Origin of the sequence: Alteribacillus sp. JSM 102045, assembly GCF_041949975.1 — a bacterium.
In the GTDB taxonomy this organism is placed as follows: domain Bacteria; phylum Bacillota; class Bacilli; order Bacillales; family Marinococcaceae; genus Alteribacillus.
This window is the reverse complement of the sequence record NZ_JBHFQG010000005.1, coordinates 48,769-67,127: the sequence shown is the minus strand read 5'-3', so window position 1 is coordinate 67,127 and position 18,359 is coordinate 48,769. Positions and strand designations below refer to the sequence as shown.

Annotated in this window: 17 protein-coding genes; 12 read left to right on the top strand and 5 right to left on the bottom strand. The window is 40.0% G+C overall.

The window, feature by feature from the left end; translation table 11 throughout:
- Positions 1-97 precede the first annotated feature (97 nt).
- Positions 98-580, bottom strand: a complete 483-nt coding sequence (locus ACE1TI_RS05240; RefSeq protein WP_375006530.1) for a hypothetical protein — start codon at positions 578-580, stop codon at positions 98-100.
- Between the two features lie 310 nt (positions 581-890).
- On the opposite strand from ACE1TI_RS05240, the gene ACE1TI_RS05235 reads away from it, so the two are divergent.
- Complete coding sequence (locus ACE1TI_RS05235) at positions 891-1,139, top strand: GlsB/YeaQ/YmgE family stress response membrane protein (protein ID WP_375006529.1); 249 nt, start codon at positions 891-893, stop codon at positions 1,137-1,139.
- A gap of 531 nt (positions 1,140-1,670) precedes the next feature.
- Here the strand turns inward: ACE1TI_RS05235 and ACE1TI_RS05230 are convergent.
- A complete protein-coding gene (locus ACE1TI_RS05230) occupies positions 1,671-2,363 on the bottom strand; it encodes a YetF domain-containing protein (RefSeq protein WP_375006527.1) in 693 nt (230 codons plus the stop codon).
- A gap of 821 nt (positions 2,364-3,184) precedes the next feature.
- Between ACE1TI_RS05230 and ACE1TI_RS05225 the strand changes: the two genes are divergently transcribed.
- The 8 genes from ACE1TI_RS05225 (at position 3,185) to ACE1TI_RS05190 (ending at position 12,140) form a co-directional block, all read left to right on the top strand.
- Positions 3,185-4,141 carry a GAF domain-containing protein gene (locus ACE1TI_RS05225; RefSeq protein WP_375006526.1) on the top strand — a complete coding sequence of 319 codons (957 nt, stop codon included), beginning with the start codon at positions 3,185-3,187 and terminating at the stop codon, positions 4,139-4,141.
- A 124-nt stretch (positions 4,142-4,265) separates the two neighbouring features.
- On the top strand, positions 4,266-5,606 hold the full coding sequence (locus ACE1TI_RS05220) for an aspartate aminotransferase family protein (protein ID WP_375006525.1): 1,341 nt from the start codon (positions 4,266-4,268) through the stop codon (positions 5,604-5,606).
- Positions 5,607-5,898: 292 nt separating this feature from the next.
- A complete protein-coding gene (locus ACE1TI_RS05215; RefSeq protein ID WP_375006524.1) occupies positions 5,899-6,186 on the top strand; it encodes a YhdT family protein in 288 nt (95 codons plus the stop codon).
- Complete coding sequence (panF, locus tag ACE1TI_RS05210) at positions 6,183-7,652, top strand: sodium/pantothenate symporter (RefSeq protein ID WP_375006523.1); 1,470 nt, start codon at positions 6,183-6,185, stop codon at positions 7,650-7,652. The genes ACE1TI_RS05215 and panF overlap by 4 nt, the downstream gene beginning before the upstream one ends.
- Before the next feature lie 666 nt (positions 7,653-8,318).
- Positions 8,319-8,618 (top strand): AbrB/MazE/SpoVT family DNA-binding domain-containing protein, encoded by a 300-nt coding sequence (locus tag ACE1TI_RS05205; protein WP_375006522.1) that lies wholly within the window; start codon positions 8,319-8,321, stop codon positions 8,616-8,618.
- Between the two features lie 31 nt (positions 8,619-8,649).
- Complete coding sequence (locus ACE1TI_RS05200; protein WP_375006636.1) at positions 8,650-9,063, top strand: type II toxin-antitoxin system death-on-curing family toxin; 414 nt, start codon at positions 8,650-8,652, stop codon at positions 9,061-9,063.
- Between the two features lie 812 nt (positions 9,064-9,875).
- Positions 9,876-10,796, top strand: coding sequence for an S-layer homology domain-containing protein (locus ACE1TI_RS05195; RefSeq protein WP_375006520.1), 921 nt, complete (start codon positions 9,876-9,878; stop codon positions 10,794-10,796).
- A 330-nt stretch (positions 10,797-11,126) separates the two neighbouring features.
- Positions 11,127-12,140 (top strand): glycosyl hydrolase family 18 protein, encoded by a 1,014-nt coding sequence (locus tag ACE1TI_RS05190; RefSeq protein ID WP_375006519.1) that lies wholly within the window; start codon positions 11,127-11,129, stop codon positions 12,138-12,140.
- Positions 12,141-12,239: 99 nt separating this feature from the next.
- On the opposite strand, the gene chbG is transcribed toward ACE1TI_RS05190, so the two are convergent.
- Genes chbG through ACE1TI_RS05175 form a run of 3 tightly spaced genes read right to left on the bottom strand, consistent with a single transcriptional unit; the run spans position 12,240 to position 14,592 of the window.
- Positions 12,240-12,977 (bottom strand): chitin disaccharide deacetylase, encoded by a 738-nt coding sequence (gene chbG, locus ACE1TI_RS05185; protein ID WP_375006518.1) that lies wholly within the window; start codon positions 12,975-12,977, stop codon positions 12,240-12,242.
- A gap of 32 nt (positions 12,978-13,009) precedes the next feature.
- Positions 13,010-13,648 carry a YpmS family protein gene (locus ACE1TI_RS05180; protein WP_375006517.1) on the bottom strand — a complete coding sequence of 213 codons (639 nt, stop codon included), beginning with the start codon at positions 13,646-13,648 and terminating at the stop codon, positions 13,010-13,012.
- Positions 13,645-14,592, bottom strand: coding sequence for an SGNH/GDSL hydrolase family protein (locus ACE1TI_RS05175; RefSeq protein WP_375006515.1), 948 nt, complete (start codon positions 14,590-14,592; stop codon positions 13,645-13,647). Before ACE1TI_RS05175 ends, ACE1TI_RS05180 begins: the two co-directional genes overlap by 4 nt.
- 253 nt (positions 14,593-14,845) lie before the next feature.
- Here ACE1TI_RS05175 and ACE1TI_RS05170 point away from each other — a divergent pair, with 253 nt between their 5' ends.
- The 3 genes from ACE1TI_RS05170 to scpC all read left to right on the top strand — a co-directional run bounded on the left by ACE1TI_RS05170 (position 14,846) and on the right by scpC (position 18,179).
- A complete protein-coding gene (locus ACE1TI_RS05170; protein WP_375006514.1) occupies positions 14,846-15,865 on the top strand; it encodes an STAS domain-containing protein in 1,020 nt (339 codons plus the stop codon).
- Between the two features lie 21 nt (positions 15,866-15,886).
- Positions 15,887-16,537, top strand: coding sequence for a LytTR family DNA-binding domain-containing protein (locus ACE1TI_RS05165; RefSeq protein ID WP_375006513.1), 651 nt, complete (start codon positions 15,887-15,889; stop codon positions 16,535-16,537).
- 124 nt (positions 16,538-16,661) lie between these two features.
- A complete protein-coding gene (gene scpC / locus ACE1TI_RS05160) occupies positions 16,662-18,179 on the top strand; it encodes a succinyl-CoA:acetate CoA-transferase ScpC (protein ID WP_375006512.1) in 1,518 nt (505 codons plus the stop codon).
- Positions 18,180-18,359 lie beyond the last annotated feature (180 nt).

Sequence of the window (18,359 nt, the reverse complement as noted above, 5' to 3'; positions counted from 1 at the left end):
TTGCAGGACCGTAGGTGTTAGCCGCACCTGCGGTTCTTTTTTTAATATATGAGGATTTGTTTTTTATTATACCAGAACTTTCCGCTGCCGCAAACGGTTATATAACGAGATGAACGAAAAGAAATCCGATAAAAATGAATGCGGAATATCGGTGATAGCGCCGGCGCTTGCCTGAAGATCGTTTTTTTCTAAAATAGCCCGATACAAGCACCGCTGAAAATGTACAAATAGTTAATAGTCCGGTTAATGCTTTAGGATTTGAAAAAGAGGCATACAATGGCATCCCGGTGATATGAGGAAGCAGCAGAACGGTGCCCCCTATCGCCGTCGCTATATGAAAGCGAATATATATTCGAGTAAATTTTACGAGCCAGCGAAAACGTAAGTGCTTAACGCCAAGAAGCAGGGGATAGAGCAAAAATGCGAGCAGAAAATAAACCGTTGCAGCGCCTGCAAAATCTATGAATAGCTGATAAGAAAAAGGTTGTTTTAACAAAAAATAAGTGATGAGTCCGATAGTTGGAACCAACACAATAGTTAAGGCTTGTTTTAAGTTTAATCGATATAAAAAGCGCTGCATCTTATTAGGCCTCCTTCCTTGTAAAGTGTAAAGCGGCGATAAGGAGGTTGTACACTATTCTTGGGGCCAGGCCCGCCGAAAACTCCCATATTTTTTTAGGTTGATAGTAAAAGCGGCAACTTGGCGAGTAAACGCATGCCATTGGAAATTAAATCGCTTCATTCCAATAGTATTGTAAAAATATGTAAATAAAAACCTCTAAACTTAAGCTCTAGAGCAGTAAATCTCCAAAAAACAGAAGATTAATCAGCAAAAAATTCGGGAACAACACCAATGTAACAATAAAAAGAAGAAAGCGAGGCTGATCTGCATGGGACTTATATTATTCTTAATTATCGGTGGTTTGATCGGCTGGCTGGCAGGCGTCATTCTTGGCAAGGAGGTACCTGGCGGAATTATCGGTAATATTGTAGCCGGTGTCGTTGGTGCTTGGATTGGCGGTAATCTCATTGGAGCGTGGGGTCCGGCGATCGGCGGAATGGCCGTTTTTCCAGCACTATTAGGCTCAATCATTTTTATTGCCATATTAAGTTTGGTATTAAAAGCGATAAGAAAATAATGTTTGGGGGCTGTCCCATAAGTCGGGTCGGCTAAATTTTTTAATTAACTCCAGCTGAAATACACGTAGTCTCCAGCGGGAAAAGCAACAGCTGAAGATCCCGCAGTGAGCGGTCATTGCTCACGAGGAAGCTGAAGCGTTGCCCGCGGAAAGCGAAGTGTATTTCAGCTGTAAAAAACCTTTTGGGACAGCCCCGTTATTTTTGTTATAGATGTTTTTCACACTTCAGTGTTTTGTTTTGCCCTGCAGCCGCCGAGCAATCTCTTCATCGCCCAGAGCAACCCTTAATCAAACGTTTGATTGACAAGAAAAAGGACTGCTCCATGTCTGGAACACCCTGGTTTGTCAGTAACTTCATTCTTCTATGTTGAGTTATGGTTTTAGCTAGTTCGCGCTATTCCGCCTTTACGTCTTGCTTCGTTTACGCTCATTTTCTGTTTTAGTCTTCTTTATTTATTTAGCTTTTTACCACTGTTAATGTAGTATAAAATACTTATAATGTAAGGTGAGGATGAAGTTGTAAACGGTTATTTACTGCACATTTTTTTCGTCAACATATAACGTTCCATCTTTTTGAAGCTCGGCATAAAAAACGTCGGAGACCGAAGCAAGTCCGGCTTGGTGCACCTGTTCTTCTACCCAATTTTCTTCTAAATTTAATTTTGTTATGTTTTCGCGGTTCAGTTTCCCATCTGAAATTACTTCGGTTGGCAAAATAGCAGGTGTAGCTGAAGTAAGGGAAGGATTTATATCTTCCCTAAGCGCTGTTTGCTTATTTTCTTTTTTCATGACAGACAGATTACCGTCCGTTTCGAAGATCGCGTATTCTACCTCGGAAATAGCAAAAGCATTTTTCTGACGCAGCAATGCTTTTAAAGCATTCAAATCTAAGCGCACACGCTGAAGTGCTTTTTCCATGATTTTACCGTTTCGAATAAGTATAATGGGTTGTCCTTCAATAACTTCTCGAACCTTTTTAGAATTGATATCAAGCAGGCCCATAACGATTGTAAATATCGTCCAGCCGACTAAAGCAATAATTCCGTTTCGAATACTCAGATTCTGATTGATCACAAGATTCGCCCCGATAGAACCAATAGAAATACCTGAAACAAAATTAAAAAATGTCAGCTGCCTCAATTCTTTTCTACCCATGATTCTTGTTAACAGAAGCAGTACTAGAAAGCTACAAGTTATACGTACGATCAACTCTGCTAGAGACATGTTGCCTTCCTCCTTTCTGTTTTATTCTTCTCATGATTCGCTGTCTTCATACAACATAGAATCAAAACACAACAAGCTTGGGTTTCAAATCTTGTTAGCCAGTTATGTGTGGTGTGTTCATTCCTCTAAAGAAACGTTAAATTCTAAAACAATAACAAAGTTACCTGGGAATGTTAATGTCCATCACTGCTGCTGTACTGCTGTTAAGCGGGGGGTTAGAAGCTCTTGGTTGCTATTATCGCAGCACGTCCTTTTGTTGTTGATCGTTTCCCGTATTAAAGCGTTGAGAGAATAAACTCAATAATCCTGTGGGTTTCGTAGTAACAGAAAAAGGAAAAAGACAGATATAAGTGTCATGTCTAAAACGAAAGGAGGGAATGAGATGGAGTAAAAAGCGGAAGGAATTTGAGCATGGGTATCAAACTTTTACAATATGAATGAATTTATAACGGAAGTGCTGCAGGCATGCGGCTGATCCTTGTTTTAGAAGAAAGCAGCAAGTAATAGAAGAACGGTTAGGTTAATTACATGAAATAGAGTTATCGGATAGCTGAAAGTCTATTGTCGGGCCTGTATTAAAGCATTCCTCTTGCCGGATAGAAAAGGCAGGAGGTTCCAAATAACATGTTACTATTAAGCGGGCATATTATTTATGATAGAGAAGAGAAGAGACAAAAAGTTTTCTATCCGTTAGGGGGATAAAACATGAAAAAACAGGAGTCTATCCTGTCAAAAGTGGAGTGCACTTTGCAGCAAGGGGGCATTCAAAAAGCAAAGAGTGTGACGAAGGATTTAGATATATCAAGTGAGTTGGAGAGTACATGAAACAACCCTCAGAACTTATTTTAGAGGTGGTAAAAACCTACGCTTCTTTTCTAGAGGTAAACATAGCGGTGACAGATCGAGACGGCCAATGGCTCATAACAGAAAAAGGAAATAACCCCCTTTGCGATGTCATTATTGAACGGACACAAGTTGAAATACAAAGTCTTCTGAAGGAAATTATTGATTCAGAATGGTACAGTTCCCGCCCTTTCTTTTATGATATTATGCCGGGAGTAGAAATTGTGATTGTCCCGGTTGTAATAAAAGGTAAGCCTGAATCGTTTTTATGGGCTGGCATGATGGTTGATAAAGAATCATTGTCACTTATTAAAGATTATCTTATTTCATCTTATGGGAAAAAGGCAGATTGGGAGTACCTTCTTGAACAAACATTGAGTGCTCAGGAGGCGAAAGAACAAGGAATAACGAACAAGCTGAACAACCTATCAAAACTGGTTGCTTCTCATATAGATAAAGGAGTGAGTCAAAATGCTTATAAAAAACAAATCAGTTTGTTTCAAAGAGCTGCTCAAATAGAAATTATAAATGAACAGCTGCTGCAAGGATTTATGGAAAGCATTTCAGAGTGTGATTTTTTTGGTATGGCCAGAAGGAAAACACAGGGTGAATATGAGGTTGCGTATGCAGCAGGCGAGGGTTCCCATACTCTTAAACATTCTTGTTTTGAGTCAGGCGAAGGATTATTGGGTCAATCTCTTCAGACTGGAAAACCTGTTAAATGGGAAGATATTGAAAAAGATCCACGTGCATATTTTTTTCATAAACATGGGATTCACCCACGATCTCTATTCTGCTTTCCAGTCAAAATAAACGGAAGCATCCATTTCCTTTTATTTGGCGGATCTTTTTCCCGCGGGGAGCTTTCTAAAGAAGTATTTGAAACAGGGGAAGCCCTTACTTCCATTCTAGAAAACAATTATTTACCACAGTAATTATCAAATTGTAAAATAATTCGAATTTTTTATTTACAAGTTGTTTCATTTATTTAGCCAAAGAATCCGTTATAGAAAAATGTAAGGCAGAATAAGAGTCTATTATAACGGAGGTGAGCAGGTCATGAGTAAACCGGAGGAGCTGTATAACAAAGACCAAAAGTATGTGTGGCACCATATGAAACCGTACCAGCAGGACCAGAATGCGATGGTTATTAAGAAAGCCAAAGGAGCCTGGATTACGGATATTGAAGGCAGGGAATATTTAGATGGCATGTCTGGTTTGTGGTGTGTTAATTCGGGTTATGGCCGCAAGGAATTAGCCAACGCTGCAGCGGAGCAGCTGCAGACCATGCCGTTTTATCCTTTAACAAACAGTCACGTGCCTGCTATTGAATTAGCAGAAAAGCTGAATGAATGGCTGGAAGGAAATTATCGTATTTTATATGCAAACAGCGGGTCTGAAGCCAATGAAACGGCTTTTAAATTAGTTCGTCAGTTTCATAAACAGAATAGAAGTCCTCATAAGCATAAGTTTATTTCACGTTATCGCTCTTATCACGGAAATACCCTGGGAGCTCTTGCTGCAACGGGGCAGGCTCAGCGCAAATATTTATACGAACCGCTTCCGCCAGGATTTGTTCACGTAAGAGCGCCGGAAGAATATCGTATGCCGGAGGGCAGGGATTTGGAAGAATGGAGTCTCGAATGTGCGCAAATGCTCGAGGATACCATACTGTGGGAACGGCCGGAAACAGTGGCCGGGGTCATTATGGAGCCGATTATAACGGGCGGCGGAATTCTTATTCCGCACGAATCCTATCTGCAGCATGTGGAAAAAATATGCCGCAAACACAATGTCCTGCTGATTATTGATGAAGTGATCTGCGGGTTTGGCCGGACTGGGAAAAAATTTGGTTATCAGCACGCTGGCATAAAACCTGATATTATTACGATGGCAAAAGCAATTACGAGCGGTTATTTGCCTTTGTCAGCTACAGCTGTACGAGAAGATTTATTTGAGCCGTTTAAAGAAGGTGGAGAAGATACTCATTTTCGACATGTGAATACATTTGGCGGAAATCCGGCTGCCTGCCGGCTTGCTTTAAAAAACCTGGAGATTATGGAAGCCGAAAAGCTGTGCGAGAGGGCCCAGCAAAAAGGGGACCAGCTTCGAAATAAAATTTCTGAACTGGAAGGACATCCAAAGGTTGGAAACATCCGCTATAAAGGATTGTTAATTGGTTTGGAATTAGTCGAGAACAAAAAGTCAAAAACTCCAGTATCGTCAGCTTATATGGCGAAGGTAATGAGTGAATGCAAGAAAAACGGATTGATTGTTGGGAAAAATGCGGATACCGTATCCGGATACAGCAATGTACTCAGTCTTGCCCCTCCGTTAACGATTACAGATGAGGACGTAACGTTTATAGCGAAAACAATAAAAAAAGCATTTCGAGATTAAAATGGATTTTCAGCAAATAGGAACGGACACGGGATTTGTTATTTTTACGAAACCATCACCGTTAAAACAGAGAGAATAACGGTGCTGCAATGCGGCATGTCCTAAAAGGCCTGGCTTCTTTAAGTCAGGTTTTTTTACACAGTGTATAAATAATCAGGACAAACATGGTTCTTGTTGTCTAATGCCTTCATGCTGTAAACTCCATATAACATTCTGAAATATTTGTATTTTATAACCTTTCCGTTAAAATTGGAATAGGTTTATTTAATTATTTTTAAAAGGAGGCCTTATGATGGCAGAACAAGAAAAAAAGCTCGATGCCCGCTTTAAAGTGGCCCATCGGGAAGCCCTGATCGGAGTAGGACTGGTTCTTTTTAATTTTATATGGTGGTTTGGCTTTGCTTATGGGCTGGGTTCAGCGCCTGTCGAAGAATACAGCTATATCCTCGGAATGCCGGCCTGGTTTTTTTACAGCTGTGCCGTTGGATCGGTTATTATGATGATTCTAGTTGCTGTTATTGTAAAGTCATTTTTCAAAGACGTTCCATTTGAGGTGGAGGAAGAGGAGGAGAAGTTATGAACTGGGAAGTTGTTATTCCGCTCCTAATTTTTCTTGCTTCCATCTTTGTCATAGGGTTTTGGGCATCGCGGCATATCGCCTCCAAAAGTAATTTTCTTCAGGAATATTTTCTTGGAAGCCGGGAGCTTGGCGGATTAATTCTGGCGATGACCATGATAGCTACATACGGTAGTGCCAGCAGTTTCGTTGGCGGTCCGGGGGCTGCTTACAGTATAGGGCTTGGCTGGGTGCTTCTTGCTATGTCACAGGTGGCAACTGGATATTTTGTACTTATGATTTTAGGGAAGAAATTTGCCATAAAAGCAAGACAGTATAACGCAGTCACGCTTGTTGATTATTTAAAACAAAGATACAACAGCAAAGCCGTGGTACTGCTTAGCGCACTTAGTATTATCATCTTTCTTTTTTCTGCTATGACCGCACAGTGGGTGGGCGGTGCCCGTTTAATTGAATCATTAACCGGTTTATCTTATATTTCTGCTTTGTTTATTTTTGCTGTTTCCGTTATTATTTACGTGATTATAGGCGGGTTTCGTGCAGTAGCCGTAACAGATACACTGCAGGGAATCGTGATGTTTTTCGGTACATTAATTATTTTAATAGGAACGATCATTGCAGGCGGCGGCATGAGTTACATCATGAGCGATCTTGCGAATGAAAACCCTAATTTAATCAGTCCGTTTGGACATGACGGCAGTTTAACGCCATTATACGTATCCTCATTTTGGATTTTAGTCGGTGTTGGGGTAGTAGGGCTTCCACAGGTAGCAGTCCGGGCTATGTCTTACAAAAATGCAAAGGGAATGCACCGGGCCTTGATTATCGGAACGATAGTAGTAGCTTTTATGATGTTTGGCATGCATCTTGTCGGTGTCATGGCAAGACCTATTCTTCCTGGCATTGAAGTGGCAGACTCTGTCATGCCGATGATAGCAATGGAAGTGCTGCCGGCCTGGCTTGCCGGTATTGTACTGGCGGCTCCTATGGCAGCCATTATGTCTACGGTCGATTCCTTGTTATTACTTGTTAGTTCAACGGTTGTGAAAGATGTTTATTTAAACTATGTGAACCCAGAGGCAACGAGGAAACGAGTGAAGATGATTAGTTTTGGCATCACCGCCGTTCTCGGGATAAGCGTTTTCGCCCTTGCTTTAAGTCCGCCCGACTTATTAATCTGGTTAAACCTGTTTGCTTTTGGAGGTCTTGAATCAGCATTTATCTGGCCGGTCGTCCTTGGCTTGTACTGGTCGAAAGGAAACAAGTACGGGGCGATGGCTTCTATCATTTTAGGGGTAGGCGCATACAGTGTAATTCACACCTTCTGGCCGGATCCATTCGGCATGCATACTGTAACGTTACCTGTTCTGATATCTTATGTTGGTTACGTGATTGCAAGCTTATTAACGGACAAATCTGTGTCAAAGTTAGAAAATGCAAGACTCCAGGAAAATACGACAAATGGGTAAGGAAGGAGTCGGCCCTATCAATTTAGAAGCAATAACAGCAGCCGTAATAGGAAAATGTAATTGCGCTGACACAAGAGCTTGTCAGGATTCCCAGTGTGTACCGGCCAGGAGATTTAAATGGAAATGAAGAAAAAGCTGCACATTTTATAGCCGTAAACTTATGCTAATTCATTCCCTGCAATAATAACAGGACGTTGCTTGGTTTGACGAATCCCTTAAATATTACATCTGCCAACCAAACAGCGTCCTGTTTCATTTTATTGGTCATTATATATGTCATCCTCTTCGTCGTTATCCCATCAGGAATAGTTCTTACTTAATAAAATAACGTCTTTAGACATATATTTATCTTTAATTTTATCAAGCACTTCTTGTCTTTCTTCTTCATCTAATATATACCCGAGCAAATACATCTAGAAAGAGAGAGACCTTCTCATGAAGTCTGTTATAACAAAACTTATCAAACCGTAAAAGATACCAAATAGAGTGCTGAAAATAGTGGTGTTAAAACCATGACAAGAAAAACTTGACGCATACAAAATCGTTTAAGTGTTTAGATTTTTGTGGGGATGAATGTTATAATTGTTTAAACAATCATAATTATATATACGGGAATTGGTATAAAAACAACCGATATCGTATAAGATGAAGGGAGATTATGATGAAATGAGCGTGGAGATGGTGGATAAGAAAAAAAATGAAGGACAAGAAAAACGGTATACACGTAGGTTGGGGAAAGTAGGAAACAGCCTTTCTACAAGTATACCGAAAGAATTTGCAGATATATTGGGTATGGATAAAGGAGACGAAATTGAAGTAACTTGTGATCAAGAAAGGGGCGAAATTATTATGAAAAAAGTGCAGCGAAATAACATTCCAAAAAATGTTCGCCCAGAGGTTTTGTCTGCCATGAATAGAGCCATAAACAAATATGATAATGCCCTTCGCAATTTGAAGGATAGATAAAGGAATAGGTAAAAAATGGGGGGAATTTGTCATCGATGTAACGTATTTAACAGGAGAGGAAATAGAGGTTATTCATTATACATTGATGGAATTATACGAAGATAGCGACCAGGCAGGAATCAAAAGTCATGAGAAATTTGAGCTCATGCTGGATCGACCAAAGACGTATTATTTTGGGACCGAACAGTTCCCCACCTTACTTGAAAAAGCATGTTGTTATTTCCATTCTATTGTGAGGGGGCATATCTTTCACAACGGAAATAAACGTACTGGCCTTACGGTACTTGAAACCTTCTTGAATATCAATGGATTTGAATTAACGATGGAGGAAGGAACAGCCGAAGATTTCACGGTGTATGCAGCTAAAGATGAACGGTTTAAGGAAAATGATTGCATTCATTATTTAGTAGCTGAATTGGAAGATTTTATCAAACCTATATGGTAAGGGAAAGGTGAAAGTAGCTGAACCCAAAACAAAAAGGGCTCTCCGAAAGGCAAAAAGCAGTGATGAAAAATAAGGACATTCGGAAAAACGGATTGTCCGAAAGACCTTTAACGATTTTAGAGAATTTCAAAAAACGTATGAATACCGAAACCGCTAATCATTTATTGGCGGTTTCTTCTTTTTGGTCCTAAAAATTTATGATGAATGTCTATGATAGAAAGACCGAACTCTTCACCTGTGCATAATTTTTTCCCCCTTAATGGCTGAGGCTGAAAATTAGATTTGTGTAGAGAATAGCGCGAGCGAAGATTATCTGAGTTTTTCTTTTTTGTGCAATAAAAAAACTCCTCAAATACTCCAGCCTATTATTAACACTAAAATATGCTGTCATTTTCATTTTATACATTATGCCCCAATATCCAGCTTGAAAGGGAACCATTTTTATTGCAAGGACCGTTTCGTGCTACCACACGAGGGCCCTTTTTTGCTTTAACAATAATGGTAGCACCACCGTACAGCAGACATATAGGGATGATTAAGAAAGAGTTAATTACCAACCAAGAGGGTTAGTTTGGTCAACTTCATTTGGTGTTCCTAAGACAAGGCTTGGGAATGGGTAAACTCATGGAAAGGTTACTGTCGTAGTGCACTCAGTCGGTCCTACATAAAGCGCTTGATGGCCACTGCTAGGTCAACAAGGGCTGAAGAGTAGGGTACATTTTTCCTTTCAAATAAATTCAGAAAATTTATTAGTATTTTATGTTTTTGAAGGTATAGGAAAAGGTATAGAACAGGAGGGAGGAGGAGGAAATATGAACAAAAGAAAAACAAGTAACAGAATGCTCGCGCCTGTTCTTTCCATCATTATTGCTTTAGGTACTGGGATGGGAAATCTGCAAACAGAAGCAGCGGAGGATTTTTCTGATGTCAGCGATGATTATTGGGCTTCTGAGCACATTCAAAGACTTGCTGATCAACACATTATTAACGGTTATTCTGATGGAATATATCATCCTGGAGAAAATATCAACCGCGGCCAAACTGCAGCCCTGTTAACAGAAGTATTTGATTTAGAAACAGAGGAACATTCAGAATCATCGTTTGATGATTTAAACGAAGACAGCTATTTTACTCCGTATGCCAAGGCTGTCAGAGAGGCAGGATATATGAACGGTAGGAATAATAATACCGAATTTGCTGCGGAAATGGAGTTGACGCGTGAACAGATGGCAAGTATTCTTGTCCGAGCATTTGAGTTTGAGCGCATTGACGAAAATGAATCGATCGTAAATGATATAGAAAGTGCACATGAAAGTCATCAAAATAGTATTGAGACGTTGGCGCAAAACGGTATCACTAAAACAGAGGATGGTGCCTTTCGTCCGAAAGAAACGGTTACTCGAGCGCAGTTTGCCGTATTTTTAGAAAGAGCTATGACAATAAAGCATACGAACGAATCTGGTATTATGCATGTGACTGCCATCGATTCGAATACGGTAGATGTAAGCTTTAACCAAGAGTTGGAAGATCCAGCAATTAAGGATTTTTCCTTTGCTCCTGAACTAGAGGTGAAAGAAGCAACCTTCATCGAGCCGGAAGATTCTTTTGATCGCCATGCCGAAGCGGAAAGTGTCGTACGCCTTACTACCGGAGAACAATCCACAGGTGATGCGTATTGGTTTTATTACGAAGGGAAACGTACAGATAATATTATCGTCGGGGCAGAAGGTTAAAAGGTAATATAGTCAAAAGTCTGTGTCCTCCATCCTTGAGAGTATCCTCTTGAGGAGGGAGGATTCTTTCTTACAGTCGATCGATCTGCTTTTATTACAAAATTTGGAAATAAATTTGATACCTTCTTAATGTGGGAGATATCAATTTTTTACGGTTTGTAAAAAAGCATATAAACAAAAACTCCCATATCTAAAGTACAGTTGTGGCAGGGTACTAACTTTGCTACTCTTTTAAAGAGATTTTCTACGGAATGGGGTGTTGTTATGAAGAAACCCTACCTTCTTCTAACAATAGCAGTATTGATCATTTTTGCAGGAGGACTTTTTTTAGTGACAAGTAATCAAACGGAAAAAGATCAAACACAGCCTCAAAAACCTGAGTCAAAACCGGCTGATTCGAACGTTCTAATAGGATATGTACAGGATTTTCGAGACCCAGAATCAATCGATTATTCGAACTTATCACATACTGTTTTTTCATTTGCTCATCCAGAAAAAGACGGAAGTCTTGTGATGAATGGTGATACGGCCTTGTCAAACCTTCGCAAAACGGTTCAAAAAGCTCACCAGGAAGATACAAAGGTGGTGCTTGCCGTAGGCGGTGCGGACCACGTGAAAGGCGGGGGATCTTATGAGTATTTTAAAGCTGCCATAGCAAATTCCGATTCTCGTACAACGCTTATTGGCGAGCTCATTAAAATATCGAAGGAAGAGAATCTAGATGGGATCGATATTGATTTTGAACATCCTCGTTCAAAAGAGGACGCACAATATCTAGCTGATTTTACAAAAACACTGGGAGAAAAGCTTCATTCCATTGACAAGGAGTTATCTATAGCCGTACATTCAAAGATTAATAGTGAAACAGGAAAAGAAGTACAATCTATCGTTTATAATCCATCCATGTTTCATCACGTGGACCATGTTAATATTATGGCATATGACGGTCACTGGGGTGGGGAATATAATGCTGCCAATTTATCACCATATCCATTCACTGAGAATATCGTAAGCTATTGGTCTGATTTATTTGACAAACATGACATTTCAAAAGAAAAGTTAGTGTTAGGAGTACCTTTTTATGGACAACCAGAAAACTCATCAGATCAGCAAGTACCATATAATGCTATCATTAATCATGATCCCGCCAATGCTGAGCGAGACAGAGTGAACATGAACGGGACGATCTATCATTATAATGGAGAAAAGACCATAATCAATAAAACCAAACTTGCTCTTGAGAACGGGTTTGGTGGCATGATGCTATGGGAGCTGGGACATGACGCTGAAGGAACGCGCAGTTTAACAAGTGCTATTTTTGATGTGCAGAGAAAAGGAAGATAAATCTCCAAAAATAAAAGAATGCACGAAGGAAAGCAGATGCCGGGCCTTTCCTATAAAAAACGGGGCTCTCCCTTCCGATGTGAGGAGAGCCCCGCTTTACTAGGTTTTCAAGTGACCATAATGAATCAGCTGATAGTCATTTAGTTTGTTTTTTATATCTGCATTCATTAAAAGCGACAATTCGTCTACGCGGGGATAGCGGTAAGAAGAGTGGCTCATCAATGTTTTGTCCAAGTAAGCAGGGTGGGTCATGATTTCAATGGTTTCAGCTTGGCCAAAGTCATTCCTTAGCTCTGCTGAAGTTTTCTTTAAAATATCCACGTCATCTATAAATTGCTCGGCCGTAAGTAAATCACTAAAAAGGGAATCTTCTTTTTGAGAAAAAACACGCCTGACAGGAAGACGGTACTCTTTCGCCAAGCTCACAAACACCTCTGGCATACCGGGGTAGGAATGAATATGATGATGACTATCCAGATGGGTGGGAGTGAGGTCATGAGTGATGGCACTTTCTATTTGCGCCTTCCATTCTACGTATATTTCCTCGGCATCAATCTTATAAGAACCTTTGTAAAATGGCAGTTTACGAAACAATCCATTCTCATCCACAATGGTGTGGTGACTCGAGAGCATCGGTTTTCCAAGAGTGAGGTTCAGGTGTATGCCGACTCCCAGGCCGGGATGAGAAGCCGCTTCCTTGTATGCATGGTTCGCTCCAGGCATATTGGTCAAAACCGTAGTGGAAGTTAGAATACCTTCTTGATAAGCATCGATTATTCCATGATTTACCCCTCTGGAGAAGCCAAAATCATCACCGTTAATTATTAATTTTTTCATAAAAAGACCCCTCCCCAGTGAAGCGCTGGTTGTTATTGAAAATAATTCATTATCTTATTCTTATTAAATGGCAGGCTTTCATATGGGGTGTGTACACTAAAGGAAATGCGGTCATTGGTCAAATTAAATTGTTCGGCTTTCACTTCAATATTCTGGTTGTTGCTGATGTCGGTTACTGCCACATAAATATCCTCACGTTTCGGGTTCACTTCGATCCATTCCGGCATTTCGTAATTTTTCTTAATATACCCCAATACTTGACGGTTAGGGAGCTGAAGTTTTCCTAGACTGATGGATTCCTGCTGCAGCACTAAATCGCCGTTTTCCTGCACCACCGGTTCGAGCACAACGGTTGCAGGGATTTGCTGATTAAATGCACGCACCGACCCCTTTAAACGTACTTTACTGTCTAATTCAACCGAATAAGAAGCTCTTTCTCCTTCAGATAATTCATCAAGGTACCTGTTGATGAGCTGATTTAAGTTATCTCTGTCTGTAACAATGGAAAATTCAACATCCGTTTCCTCTACGGACTCTCTTTGAGGAAATATCGGTTCAGCAGGGGTAGAATTAAACAGTAAATATAGCCAAATAATTACTCCAATGTTAACGATGGACAATGTAATAAACAGCCATTTCCATAGATTGTATTTTTTTAATCGGTTTATCATTCCGTTTCGTCACTTTCTGTTGTGCTTATTTCTGGCTCAATATATTGAAATACACGTTCTGCTATTTGGAAGTACCCTTGTTCATTTGGATGAAAATTATCTGCAGCATAATAGCTTTCATCGGCTTCCTGAAAAAGGTCATCGATCGGGACGAATGTGGCGTTTTCATCTTCTGCGGCTGTTTCTTCTCCGATTGTGTTCCAGTCCTCTATGATTTGATTGAGTTCTGGAATATTCTCAAAATACATCTGAAATGGATTAAACAGACCAATCAAATAAATAGGAGCATCTTCATTTTTAGAACGAATCGTATCAAAAACGTTGTCAAGCCTGTTTTCATACTCATCGTTTTCTGCTGCAAAAGCTTCATAGGTCAGGTTGTTAATATTAGACCGTACAATATGCATTATGTCATTTGCGCCAATCGTAAGGAGAATAATATCGGCATCTTCAAGGGATGAAGAAAGTTCAGGCTCTTCCATCCGTTTAATAAGCTGGTCTGTTCGATTGCCTCGTTTTCCGTAATTTTCAATAGAGAAAGATGAAGCAGAGATGCTGCTGCTTCCGATCGTCTTTTCTAAAATCCCGACATATCCGCCATTTCCGGTTGAATCTCCGACACCTTGTGTCAGTGAATCTCCAAGCGCCACCATTTTAACATCAGGATTTATCACGAGAGGACGGTTTTCTTTCACCATAGCGGCTACCGCCTGCTGAATATCGTTTTCGGTTAACGATTTTTCCGGCGTGGAATCCATTTCCTTATTCTCTTCGTTTTCAGGGGGAGCCGGTTCGTTTTGTTCCTTTGCAGCTTGCTTGGTCTCTTGCTGAACCGTTCTGTTTTCCTGCGGAGGTTCAAAGGAAAAGCTGTTAATCGTCCAAGCACCGGAAACCAATATGAGAAACAAAACAATGCTATATATAAATAATTTATTTTTCTTCATTATAATCACACCCATATGATTTAAAAGAGGCTTCAGTACATTTTATGATAATGTTTATTTTAACAGAATTTAATGCTGTATTTTAAGTAAAACAGCCAATAGAAACAAAAGCCGAAATTTGGTAAAGTACTAAATGTTAAATAATGGTTTAATCAGTAGAATCGTTGATTAATTTGTATTAATAAAATAATATGAAAAATAGTTTGTTAATTAATTTAATAAATATGTAAAAAAACATATAAAGGAGCTTTTTATGAAGGCAAAGTCTGAAATAAATGTGGAGGGACTCGATTTTGGGTGGGAATTAGAAAAAGGTCAGTTCCAGTTTGAAGGCGAAGATGCGGTTCTTTTTTGGATTTCGGATGCGATGAAAACATTTTTTGACACGATTGAAGAGGTTTCAGGGAAAGATGCAGCCAATGTTGTGTTGGAAACCACCGGATACCGGCAAGGGTTAATAGTAGGAGACTATTTTGAAAATCTAAAAAACGTAAGTGTAGACGTAGCTGCTAAATTAATAACGACGACATATGCCTCAGCAGGATGGGGAAAAGCCTACATTGAAGACTTGAATTGGGAGGAAAAAACTTTCACCGTCCAGCTGAAGGACGATTGGGAGTATAAAATTAACCTTGCTCAAGAAAAGCAAATCGGAGGAAATTTTTTACCGGCTCACTACGCAGGTATTTTTACAAGGCTTTTTAAAACAAATATCTGGTATGAAGTGAAGCAGTATCAAATAGAAGGCCATGACTATACTCTTATTGATTATTTCCCTTCCGAGGTGAACGTTACACAAAATATTCATCAGTTTGCACGTACAAAAGAGATGGCTGAAATACAAAGGCTGCAAGAAAAAGTAGAAGAGAAAACAAATGAATTAAAAGAGCTTGTTAAAACCATTTCTTCTCCAATGATACCAGTGCTTGAAGAAATCGTGGTCGTTCCATTACTAGGAAAATATGATGAGGAGCGTGGAGAAGAGCTTATTGATAAAACGTTATATAATCTTCCTAAACATAAAGCAAAATACCTCATTCTAGACTTGACCGGATTAGATAAAAAAATAAATCAGCATACGATTCATTCTATCGATAAACTAGCTTCTGCAGCATCTATGATCGGCGCTAAAACGATACTCGTTGGAATATCAGTAGAATTAGGTTTGATGAGTCCGAAGCTGAATATCGATTTTTCCAAATTTGAGTGCTTTCAAACACTCGAACACGGTGTATATTATGCGTTAGCTCAAAGAGGACGTAAGATTATATAAATACTATAAGGAGTGGAAGTAGTGGTGAATTTTTCGGTATCCGCCTTGATGGAAAGCTTCGAAGAGTTATTTCCGAAAGAGACCTCTTTTGCCGTTTCTGATTCCCAGCGTTTTATTTACTATAAACCTAGTAAAAAAATAGATTTGCAAATTAAGCCTGGCGATAAAATTAAAGAAGATACGGTAACCTATAAGGCATTATCCATCCAGCAGAAGATATCAGAACACATCAACAGCAATGTCTTCGGCGTTCCATATTACGGGACCTCTGTTCCTATTTTAAACGATGGAAATCCTCAAGGATGTGTCACCGCTATATTATCCTCTGCTCAGCTGAGGTTTCTCGATGATTTTTTGACGGTGCGGATCGAAGACAGCTGGAAGCCAATCCCTCACAAAGAAATAATGTTTCTCGAAGCGCAAAACAGAAAGACATGGGTCCAGTCTGATAGAGGGATGGGGACGAATAAATTTAAGTTGAGTGAGCTGGAGTATATTCTGCCTGCTGATTTGTTTCTACGCTGTCACCGTTCCTATATTGTCAATGTCAACTATATCGTTGAAATACAGCCAGATTCGCATTCCACCTTTTTATTAGTAATGAAGGATCAAACCAAGGTACCGGTCAGTCAAACTTATGCGAAACACTTTCGTAAACTCCTCGCTTTTTAATCTGCTGTTTTATGTTTCTTACATGCTGGCTCATGTCATTTTTAAGCCTTTTCATTCAAAAAGGCATGAGAAGTACGGTAAGCGCTGATAGAATAATTAGAAAATTAGAAGTGAGGGGATTGCTATGGATAACAACATCCAAAACCTTTTACGTGATCAGCGCTTACAAGACCGTGTTGTTACAGACGAAACAGCTGCCTCCTGGATAAAAGATGGGATGACTCTCGGCTTAAGCGGTTTTACCAGGGCTGGTGATGCGAAAGCTGTTCCATCAGCTCTTGTAGAAAAAGCTAAAAAGGAACAATTGAAAGTAAATGTGTATACTGGCGCCTCGCTTGGCTCGGATATTGATAGAATGATGGCTGAAGCTGGTATCATTCACAAACGCCTTCCTTTTCAGGCAGATGGAACGATGCGGAAAAAGATTAATGAGGGAGATATGTATTTTATCGATCAGCATTTATCCCATACGGCTGAAATGCTGCGAAATGACGTATTGAACCCAATTGATTTCGCAATAGTGGAAGCGGTTTCGATAACAGAGGATGGATTGATTATTCCTTCTACTTCTGTAGGGAATTCTTCGGTTTTTGTAGAAAAAGCGGAGTCTGTTATTGTGGAGCTGAATTTGGGACAGCCCCAAACATTAGAAGGTTTACACGATATTTATGAGGTAAACAAACAGGGAGATCGAAAGCCGATCCCGTTGACCAGTGTGGATGATCGATTAGGCTCTATCGGTATACCTGTTGATAGTGAAAAAATCAAAGGAATTGTCGTGACCAATCAACCCGATTCTCCATCTCCTATTACGCCGCCTGATGAAGAAACAGCAGTAATGGCAAATCATTTAATTGATTTTTTGAAAAAAGAGAACCAGCTTGGACGTTTGCCAGATAACCTGGCTCCTTTACAATCAGGGATTGGCACTGTAGCAAATGCGGTGTTTCACGGTTTGTTAGATTCTGATTTCACGGACCTGGAAGTATATTCAGAAGTACTGCAGGATGCTGTATTTGATTTGCTTGACGCTGGAAAAGTTCGGTTTGCATCAGGCTGTTCGATCACATTATCACAGTCTAAATTGGATGAGGTGTTTTCCAATCTGGAACGCTATCGAGACCAGCTTGTACTGCGTCCGCAGGAAATATCCAACCATCCGGAGGTTATCCGCCGATTAGGCTTGATTTCAATAAATACAGCACTTGAGGTTGATATCTACGGTAATGTCAATTCTACCCATGTGCAAGGAACAAAGATGATGAACGGGATTGGAGGATCAGGTGACTTTGCTAGGAACGCCAGGTTAGCTATCTTTGTGACCAAATCAATAGCTAAAAATGGCGACATCTCCAGTGTCGTGCCATTTGTTTCCCACGTAGATCACACGGAACATGATGTGGACGTGCTTGTCACCGAACAGGGATACGCCGATTTACGTGGACTGGCTCCGAAAGAGCGGGTATTGCTTATTATTGAAAACTGCGCCCATCCCATGTATCGCGACCAGCTTTACAGCTATTTTAAAGAAGCTTGTGAAAAAGGAGGCCAGACCCCGCACATCTTGGAAAAAGCGTTGTCCTGGCACACCAGCTTTTCTGAAAACGGAACCATGCGTGAACCTGTGCTGCAGCGTTCATAGAGTTATACCAACCCTCGGAGCCAGTGAGCTGCGGGGGTTTTTAAACTAATCAATCGTTTGATTAATTTTTTTTCGTTAACAGTTTTTTGAAATAAAAAGGAAAAACGTTTTATTTTTGGGGAAACTGGTTATATCAAGTATAGGAAGATTAATTAGTTGGAGTTCGCCCCGAGGAGGAAA